This window comes from Streptomyces sp. NPDC051243, from assembly GCF_044455405.1.
GTDB lineage: Bacteria > Actinomycetota > Actinomycetes > Streptomycetales > Streptomycetaceae > Streptomyces.
The window spans coordinates 436170-444746 of the sequence record NZ_JBITES010000006.1 but is presented as its reverse complement, the minus strand read 5'-3'; the positions used below and the strand labels follow the sequence as shown (position 1 = coordinate 444746).

Below are 8577 nucleotides of genomic sequence, written 5' to 3'. Positions count from 1 at the left end.
CGTGAGTTCCTCCCCCTCCGTCCCTCGGCTGGTCGTTGCCGCGCCTTCCTCGGGCAGTGGCAAGACCACCGTTGCCACGGGGTTGATGGCCGCGTTCGCCGCGCGCGGGCTTGCCGTGTCCCCGCACAAGGTGGGGCCGGACTACATCGACCCCGGGTACCACGCGCTCGCCACAGGGCGGGTGGGGCGGAATCTCGACGCGTATCTGTGCGGGCCGGAGTTGGTCGGGCCGTTGTTCCTGCATGGGGCGCGGGACTGTGACATCGCCGTCGTCGAGGGGGTGATGGGGCTGTACGACGGGGCCGCGGGGGAAGGTGAGCTGGCGTCCACGGCTCATGTGGCGAAGCTGCTTCGGGCGCCGGTGGTGCTGGTCGTCGACGCCTCGTCGCAGTCGCGGTCCGTCGCGGCGCTGGTGCACGGCTTCGCGTCGTGGGATCCGGAGGTGCGGGTCGGGGGCGTGATCCTGAACAAGGTCGCTTCGGACCGGCATGAGGAGTTGCTGCGGGAGGCGCTGGACTCGGCCGGGGTGCCTGTGCTGGGGGTGTTGCGGCGGGTGGCTCAGGTGGGTACGCCGTCGCGGCACCTGGGGTTGGTGCCGGTCGCAGAGCGACACGCTGCCGCTGTGGAGGCCGTGGCGGCGATGGCGGCGCAGGTCTTGGACGGGTGCGATCTGGAGGCGTTGCTGAGGTTGGCGCGGGGTGCTGGTGCGTTGTCCTGTGCGGCTTGGGATGCGGCTGAGGTCGTCGATTCCTCGCCCCCGTCGCCCCTGCCCTCCCCGCTGAGTGATGCCGGCCGGGACTCAAGAGTGAGGGTTGCCATTGCGGGCGGGCCCGCGTTCACCTTCTCGTACGCCGAGCACGCCGAGCTGCTCACCGCCGCCGGTGCTGAAGTCGTGCCCTTCGATCCCCTCCGTGACGAGCAACTCCCCGACGGCACACGGGGGTTGGTCATCGGTGGCGGGTTTCCCGAGGTCTATGCGTCCGAGCTGTCCGCCAACGAGCCGCTGCGCAAAGCCGTCGCCGCCCTCGCGGAGAGCGGCGCTCCGGTCGCCGCCGAGTGTGCCGGGCTGCTCTATCTCTGCCGGGAGCTGGACGGGCAGCCGATGTGCGGGGTGCTGGATGCCGCCGCGCGGATGAGCGAGCGGCTCACCCTCGGGTACCGGGACGCCGTCGCCGTCAGCGACAGCTCGCTCGCCGCCGCGGGGACGCGGATGCGGGGGCACGAGTTTCACCGGACCGTCGTCGAGCCCGGCTCGGGGGCGGCGCCCGCCTGGGGTGTGCGCGCCCCTCTGAGGCGGGTCGAAGGTTTCGTACAGCAGGGCGTGCACGCGAGTTATCTGCACACGCACTGGGCCGCACAGCCCGGTGTCGCCCGTCGGTTCGTGGAGAGGTGCCGGACGTCATGAGCAGCAGCAGGTTGGTCGGAGTCGGGGTCGGTCCCGGTGATCCGGAGCTGGTGACCGTCAAGGGCGTCAACGCTCTGCGCGCCGCCGATGTCGTCGTCGTACCGGTCATGGACACAGGTGAACGCGGGCGCGCGGAAGCGACCGTGCTGCACTACGTGCCCGAGGAGAAGGTCGTACGGGTCGTGTTCGCCCTCAACGAGCGGACCGATCGCGCGCGGCGCGAGGCCGCCTGGGACGCGGCGGGCGAGCGGGTGGCCGAGCTGCTGCGCGGGCATGACACGGTGGCGTTCGCGACCATCGGCGACCCCAACGTGTACTCCACGTTCACGTATCTCGCCCAGACCATCGGCGAGTTGGCGCCCGACACCGTCGTCGAGACCGTCCCCGGCATCACCGCCATGCAGGATCTCGCCGCCCGCTCGGGAGCCGTGCTCACCGAGGGGACCGAGCCGCTCACGCTGGTTCCCGTCACGGCCGGATCCGCCGTGCTCAAGGACGCGCTCGCCGGGCCCGGCACCGTCGTCGCCTACAAGTTCGGGCGGCATGCGGCCGAGGTCGCCGAGGCCCTGCGGGAGACCGGGCGGATCGAGGACGCGGTGTGGGGATCGGCGCTGGGGCTGACGGAGGAGTCGATCCGGCCGGCCGCCGAGCTCGACGGCGCTCCCCTCCCCTACCTGTCGACCCTCATCGCACCCGCGCGGCGCGACGGCGGGCGGGGCGGCAAGCTCTGACGCCCCTACGAAACCCGCACACCGAACACCCCGGCTCAACCCCTAGTCGTACTTGTCAGGAGAGGACCGTTCCCATGGCCGATGCCCCCACCGGCAAGGTGACCTTCGTCGGTGCCGGCCCCGGCGCCGCCGATCTGCTGACGTTCCGTGCCGCGCGTGCCATCGCCGAGGCCGACGTCGTGATCTGGGCGGCCAGCCTGGTCCAGGCGGAGGTCCTCCAGCACGCGCGTCAGGACGCCGAGATCCTCGACTCGGCGGCCATGTCCCTCGAAGACGTCGTCGCCGTGTACGAGCGGGCCCGGACGGAGGGCCTGCGCGTCGCCCGCATTCACTCCGGCGACCCCGCCCTGTGGGGCGGTACCCAGGAGCAGCTCGACCGGTGTGCCGCCCTCGGCATCGCCACCGAGGTCGTGCCCGGTGTCTCCGCCTTCTCCGCCGTCGCCGCGCTCGCCCAGCGGGAGCTGACCATCCCCGAGGTCGCCCAGTCGGTCGTGCTCACCCGGCTCGGGGGCGGCAAGACACCGATGCCGCCCGGGGAGGAGGTCAGGGAGTTCGCCAAGCACGGCACCACCATGGCGATCTTCCTGTCGGCGGCCCGCAGCGGGCAGCTCGTGCGGGAGTTGCTGGAGGGCGGGTATCCGACGTCCACTCCGGTCGTCGTCGCCTACCAGGCGACCTGGCCCGAGGAGCTCGTCGTGAAGTGCACCGTCGGCACGCTGGAGGAGACCGTCAAGGAGCACAAGCTCTGGAAGCACACCCTGTTCCTGGTCGGCCCGGCCCTCGACGCGCACGGCACGCGCTCGCACCTGTACCACCCCGGCCACTTCCACGGGTACCGGAAGGCCGACCCCGAGGCGCGCAAGGCGCTGCGTGAGCGGGGGGCCAGTACGTGATCACCGTCGTCGGTACGGGGACGGGGGCGCCGCCCGGCGAGGACCTGCTCGCCGGTGCCGAGCCCGCGCTGGTCGTCGGCGGGCGGCGGCATCTGGACGCCGTACGGCTGCCCGACGGGGTGGAGACGGTCGTGCTCGGGGCCCTCGCGCCCGCCCTGGACACCATCGAGGAGTACCTCGCGAAGGACCGGCCGGTGGTGGTGCTGGCCTCCGGCGACCCCGGGTTCTTCGGGATCGTGCGGGCGCTGGCCGAGCGGTTCGGTCCGGAGCGGCTGGATGTGCGGCCCGGGGTGTCGTCCGTCGCCACCGCCTTCGCACGGCTCGGGCTGACCTGGGACGACGCGGTCGTCGTCAGCGCGCACGGACGGGATCCGCGGACGGCCGTCAACGTCTGCCGGGCGCACCCGAAGGTGGCCGTGCTGACCGGGCCGGGCGCCGGTCCCGCCGAGCTGGGCGCGGCGCTGCGGGACAGCCGGCGTGCCCTGGTCGTCGCCTCCGCGCTGGGCGATCCGCAGCGCGAACGCGTGGAGCGGGTGACGCCCGCCGAGGCGGCGGCCCGTGACTGGGGTACGGCGGTGAGCGTCGTGCTGTGTCTGGACCCCGAGCGGGCCCTGGGCGCGGTGCGCACGGTGGCCGGTCCGGCGCCGGGGCCCGCCGGATGGGCCCTGGACGAGGCCGGCTTCGCGCACCGCGACTCGATGATCACCAAGTTCGAGGTACGGGCGCTGGCCCTGGCCCGGCTGGGGCCACGCCTCGGCGACCTGGTGTGGGACGTCGGCGCGGGCTCCGGCTCGGTGGCCGTGGAGTGCGCCCGGCTCGGGGCGGCGGCGGTCGCCGTGGAGAAGGCTCCGGACGGGGTGGAGCGGATCCGCGCCAACGCCGCCGCGCACGGCGTGGACGTGCATGTCGTGCACGGTGCGGCGCCGGACGCGCTGACGGGTCTCGCCGACGACCCCGACGCCGTGTTCGTGGGCGGGGGCGGGCGCGAACTGCCCGCGATCGTCAGCGCCTGCGCGCGGCGCGCCCGGCGCACGGTGGTCGTCGCCATGGCCGCGCTCGATCGGGTGCCCGCCGCGCGCGAGGCCCTGACCGGCGCCGGGTTCTCCTGCGACGGGGTGCTGTTGCAGTCGTCCCGGCTCGCACCGCTGCCGGGGGACGTGACCCGGCTGGCGGCGACCAATCCGGTTTTCCTGTTGTGGGGTGTCAGAAAGCCCCGGGACCCAGAGGGAGTTAGTCAGTGATCGGCCTCATTTCCGCCACCGCGGCGGGGGCGGTGGCGCGGGACCGGATGGTCGCGGCGTGGCCGGACCGCACGCGCGTGTACGACGGGCCCGTGGGGGACGCCGTACGGCGGGCGTTCGCGGAGTGCGAGCAGCTCGTGTGCTTCCTGGCGACGGGGGCGGTCGTCCGGCTGATCGCCCCGCTGCTGGGCGACAAGGCGACCGACCCGGGTGTGGTGTGCGTCGACGAGGGCGGACGGTTCGCCGTGTCGCTGGTCGGCGGGCACGGCGGCGGGGCCAATGAACTCGCCCGGGAGGTCGGCGAGTTGCTGGGCGCCGAGCCCGTGGTCACCACGGCGACGGACGCCGTGGGGGTGCCCGGTCTGGACACCCTCGGTTTCCCGGTGGAGGGCGATGTCGCCGGGGTCTCGCGGGCCCTGCTCGACGGTGAGCCGGTGGCTCTGCGGGCCGAGCTCGACTGGCCCCTGCCCGCGCTGCGGCTCGGCACGGAGGGGGCGTATGCGATCCGGCTGACGGACCGGCTCGTCGAGCCCGCCGAGCGCGAGGTCGTCCTGCGTCCGCCGTCCCTGGTCGTCGGTGTGGGGGCCTCCAAGGGCGCCCCGGTCGACGAGGTGCTGGAACTGATCGAGACCTCGCTCGCCGACGCCGGCCTCTGCGCCGCGTCCCTCGCCGAACTCGCCACCGTAGACGCCAAGGCCGCCGAGCCCGGCATCGTCGAGGCCGCCGCCCGCCTCGGCGTCCCCCTGGTCACCCACTCCGCCGAGGACCTGGCGGCCGTCGAGGTGCCCAACCCCTCCGACGCGCCCCTCACGGCCGTCGGCACTCCCTCCGTCGCCGAGGCCGCGGCCCTGGTCGGCGGCGGTGAACTCCTCGTGCCCAAGCGGAAATCGGGGCGCGCCGACGGGCGGCCGGCGATGGCGACCTGTGCCGTCGTACGGCGTCCGGGGCGCGGGCGGCTCGCGGTGGTCGGGCTCGGGCCGGGCGCCCGGGACCTGCTGACACCGCGTGCCAAGGCCGAACTCCGGCGCGCGTCCGTGCTCGTCGGCCTCGACCAGTACGTCGACCAGATCCGCGATCTGCTGCGGCCCGGCACCCGGGTCCTGGAGTCGGGACTCGGCGCGGAGGAGGAGCGGGCGCGCACGGCCGTGGCGGAGGCCCGCAAGGGGCAGGCCGTGGCGCTGATCGGCAGCGGGGACGCGGGCGTGTACGCCATGGCCTCCCCCGCGCTCGCGGAGGCCTCCGACGACATCGACGTGATCGGCGTGCCCGGCGTGACGGCGGCCCTCGCGGCGGCCGCGATCCTCGGTGCGCCGCTCGGCCACGACCACGTGTCCATCAGCCTCTCCGACCTGCACACACCGTGGGAGGTCATCGAGCGGCGGGTGCGGGCGGCGGCCGAGGCGGACATCGTGGTCACCTTCTACAACCCCCGTTCCCGGGGCCGGGACTGGCAGCTCCCCAAGGCCCTCGCCATCCTCGCCGAGCACCGCGCGCCGACGACACCGGTCGGTGTCGTACGCAACGCGTCACGGCCGGACGAGTCCAGTCGGCTCACGACACTGGCCGCCCTGGACCCGGCGACGGTCGACATGATGACGGTCGTGACCGTGGGCAACACCGCGACCCGGGACATCGCCGGGCGCATGGTGACGCCGCGCGGCTACCGCTGGCAGGAAGGCTCGCAGCAGGAGGGTGCCCGGTGAACCGCGTGGTCCATCCGATCGAGGAGGAGTCCTACCGGCGGCTGCGCGCCCGCCTGGACACCTCGCACTTCCCGCCGCTGACCCGGGCCGTGGTGGAGCGGGTCATCCACTCCGCCGCCGACCTGGACTACGCGACCGATCTCGTCATGGACGAGGCCGAGTTGGCGAAGGCGCACGCGGCGCTGCACGCGGGCGCGCCCGTGGTCGTGGACGTGGAGATGGTGGCGGCCGGGATCACCCGCCGGGAGACCGTCTGCCGGCTCCGGGACGCCGAGGCCGGTCCGGGGCTGACCCGGTCCGCGCACGCGATCCGGCTCGCCTACGAGCAGGTCGGCCCGGGCGCCCTCTGGGTGATCGGCAACGCGCCGACCGCGCTGGAGGAGCTGCTGACCCTGGACGCCGACCCGGCGCTCGTCATCGGCCTGCCCGTAGGCTTCGTCGGCGCGGTCGAGTCCAAGGCCGCGTTGCGCGAGAGCGGGCTGCCCGCCGTGAGCAACGTGTCCGAGAAGGGCGGGTCCGCGGTCGCCTCGGCCGCGCTCAACGCCCTGCTGTACCACCCCGTTCCACCCGCAGATCCGCAAGACTCCGATTCGCACTACGAGGAGAAATCGTGACCACCCCGCCGCCCGCCCTGCTCATCGCCGGTCATGGCACCCGGGACGATGCCGGAGCCGAGGCGTTCCGCGACTTCGTACGGGAACTGGGGCGCCGCCACCCCGAACTGCCCGTCGCGGGCGGCTTCATCGAGCTGTCCCCGCCGCCGCTGGGCGAGGCCGTCACCGAGCTGGTCGAGCGGGGCGTACGGCGGTTCGCCGCCGTGCCGCTGATGCTGGTGTCCGCCGGGCACGCCAAGGGCGACATCCCGGCCGCGCTGGCCCGCGAGAAGGAGCGGCACCCCGGGATCTCGTACACCTACGGCCGCCCGCTGGGCCCGCACCCGTCGCTGCTGTCGGTGCTGGAGCGGCGTCTCGACGAGGCGCTCGGCACCGGGGGCAGCCGCACGCCCGGGGACCGTGCGGATGTGACGGTGCTGCTGGTCGGGCGCGGCTCGACCGATCCGGACGCCAACGCCGAGGTGCACAAGGCGGCGCGGCTGCTGTGGGAGGGGCGCGGATACGCGGGCGTGGAGACGGCGTTCGTGTCGCTGGCGGCGCCGGACGTGCCGAGCGGCCTCGACCGGTGTGTGCGGCTCGGGGCGCGGCGGATCGTCGTCCTGCCCTACTTCCTGTTCACCGGCATCCTCCCGGACCGCGTCCGCCAGCAGACCGAGGGCTGGGCGGCCGCGCACCCGGAGATCGAGGTGCGCTCGGCCGATGTCATCGGCCCGGAGCCGGAGCTCCTCGACCTGGTGATGGAGCGCTACGAGGAGGCCCTGAAGGGCGACCTTCGGATGAACTGCGACTCCTGCGTGTACCGCATCGCGCTGCCCGGCTTCGAGGACAAGGTCGGCATGCCGCAGCAGCCGCACTTCCACCCGGACGACGACGGGCATCACCACCACGGACACCACCACCACGGCTCCCACTCCCATGCGCACTGAGGGCGGGCACGACCTGCGGCACCATGGTGACGCGGAGGTCCGTGACGACGGCGCCACGCTCATCGATCTCGCCGTGAACGTCCGCGCGGACACCCCGCCCGTGTGGCTGCGCGAGCGGATCGCCGGGTCGCTGGGCTCCCTCGCGGCCTACCCGGACGGGCGGGCCGCCCGGGCGGCGGTGGCGGCACGGCACGGGCTCCCGGTGGAGCGGGTGCTGCTGACGGCGGGGGCGGCGGAGGCGTTCGTCCTGCTCGCCCGCGCCCTGAAGGTGCGCCGGCCGGTCGTGGTGCACCCGCAGTTCACGGAGCCGGAGGCGGCCCTGCGGGACGCGGGGCACACGGTCGACCGGGTGCTGCTGCGGGCCGAGGACGGCTTCCGGCTCGACCCGGCGGCCGTCCCCGAGGAGGCCGACCTGGTGGTGATCGGCAACCCGACGAACCCGACCTCGGTGCTGCACCCGGCCGCGTCCGTCGCCGAACTCGCCCGTCCGGGGCGGACGTTGGTGGTCGACGAGGCGTTCATGGACGCGGTGCCGGGTGAGCGGGAGGCGCTGGCGGGGCGTACGGACGTCCCCGGCCTGGTGGTGCTGCGCAGCCTGACCAAGACCTGGGGGCTGGCCGGCCTGCGGATCGGCTACGTCCTCGCCTCCCCCGAGATCATCGCCGACCTGGAGCGCGCCCAGCCCCTGTGGCCGGTCTCCACACCCGCGCTAGCCGCCGCCGAGGCCTGCGTCTCACCCCAGGCCCTCGCGGAGGCGGCCCACGCCGCCCACCGCATCGCCGCCGACCGGTCCCATCTCGTAGCGGGCCTCGCCGAGTTCGCCCCGGCCGGACTCCGGGTCGTCGAGCCCGCCGAGGGGCCCTTCGTCCTCGTACGACTGCCGGGGGCGGCCGCCGTACGACGGCATTTGCGCGAGCTCGGCTTCGCGGTCCGGCGCGGGGACACCTTCCCCGGGCTCGGCGAGGAGTGGCTGCGGCTGGCGGTGCGGGACCCGGGGACGGTCAGCCGGTTCCTGGGGGCGCTGGAGCGGGCGGTGGGGGCGGCGCGCCACTGAGCCGGGAACC

The 8577-nt window shown here is 74.3% G+C and carries 8 protein-coding genes; all 8 read left to right on the top strand.

Going from position 1 to position 8577, the window contains the following annotated elements; genetic code table 11:
* Window position 1: 1 nt before the first annotated feature.
* Window positions 2-1405 (top strand): cobyrinate a,c-diamide synthase, encoded by a 1404-nt coding sequence (locus ACIBAG_RS18280; RefSeq protein WP_399106169.1) that lies wholly within the window; start codon window positions 2-4, stop codon window positions 1403-1405.
* A complete protein-coding gene (gene cobI / locus ACIBAG_RS18275; RefSeq protein ID WP_399106167.1) occupies window positions 1390-2136 on the top strand; it encodes a precorrin-2 C(20)-methyltransferase in 747 nt (248 codons plus the stop codon). Before ACIBAG_RS18280 ends, cobI begins: the two co-directional genes overlap by 16 nt.
* A 74-nt stretch (window positions 2137-2210) precedes the next feature.
* Entirely contained in the window at window positions 2211-3029 is an 819-nt protein-coding gene (gene cobM, locus ACIBAG_RS18270; RefSeq protein ID WP_399106165.1) for a precorrin-4 C(11)-methyltransferase, read from the top strand.
* Window positions 3026-4270 carry a precorrin-6y C5,15-methyltransferase (decarboxylating) subunit CbiE gene (gene cbiE / locus ACIBAG_RS18265; RefSeq protein ID WP_399106163.1) on the top strand — a complete coding sequence of 415 codons (1245 nt, stop codon included), beginning with the start codon at window positions 3026-3028 and terminating at the stop codon, window positions 4268-4270. Before cobM ends, cbiE begins: the two co-directional genes overlap by 4 nt.
* The gene (gene cobJ, locus ACIBAG_RS18260) at window positions 4267-5973 is read left to right on the top strand and encodes a precorrin-3B C(17)-methyltransferase (protein ID WP_399106161.1); all 1707 of its coding nucleotides are present in this window, start codon (window positions 4267-4269) and stop codon (window positions 5971-5973) included. Before cbiE ends, cobJ begins: the two co-directional genes overlap by 4 nt.
* On the top strand, window positions 5970-6587 hold the full coding sequence (locus tag ACIBAG_RS18255; protein ID WP_399106159.1) for a precorrin-8X methylmutase: 618 nt from the start codon (window positions 5970-5972) through the stop codon (window positions 6585-6587). Before cobJ ends, ACIBAG_RS18255 begins: the two co-directional genes overlap by 4 nt.
* Entirely contained in the window at window positions 6584-7513 is a 930-nt protein-coding gene (locus ACIBAG_RS18250; RefSeq protein WP_399106157.1) for a sirohydrochlorin chelatase, read from the top strand. Before ACIBAG_RS18255 ends, ACIBAG_RS18250 begins: the two co-directional genes overlap by 4 nt.
* Window positions 7503-8567, top strand: a complete 1065-nt coding sequence (cobC, locus tag ACIBAG_RS18245) for an Rv2231c family pyridoxal phosphate-dependent protein CobC (RefSeq protein ID WP_399106155.1) — start codon at window positions 7503-7505, stop codon at window positions 8565-8567. Before ACIBAG_RS18250 ends, cobC begins: the two co-directional genes overlap by 11 nt.
* The last annotated feature ends 10 nt before the right edge of the window (window positions 8568-8577 follow it).

Coding starts and splice junctions, on each gene's coding strand:
- cobM (WP_399106165.1), top strand. CDS start 2,211: ATGGCCGATGCCCCCACCGGCAAGGTGACCTTCGTCGGTGCCGGCCCC.
- cobC (WP_399106155.1), top strand. CDS start 7,503: ATGCGCACTGAGGGCGGGCACGACCTGCGGCACCATGGTGACGCGGAG.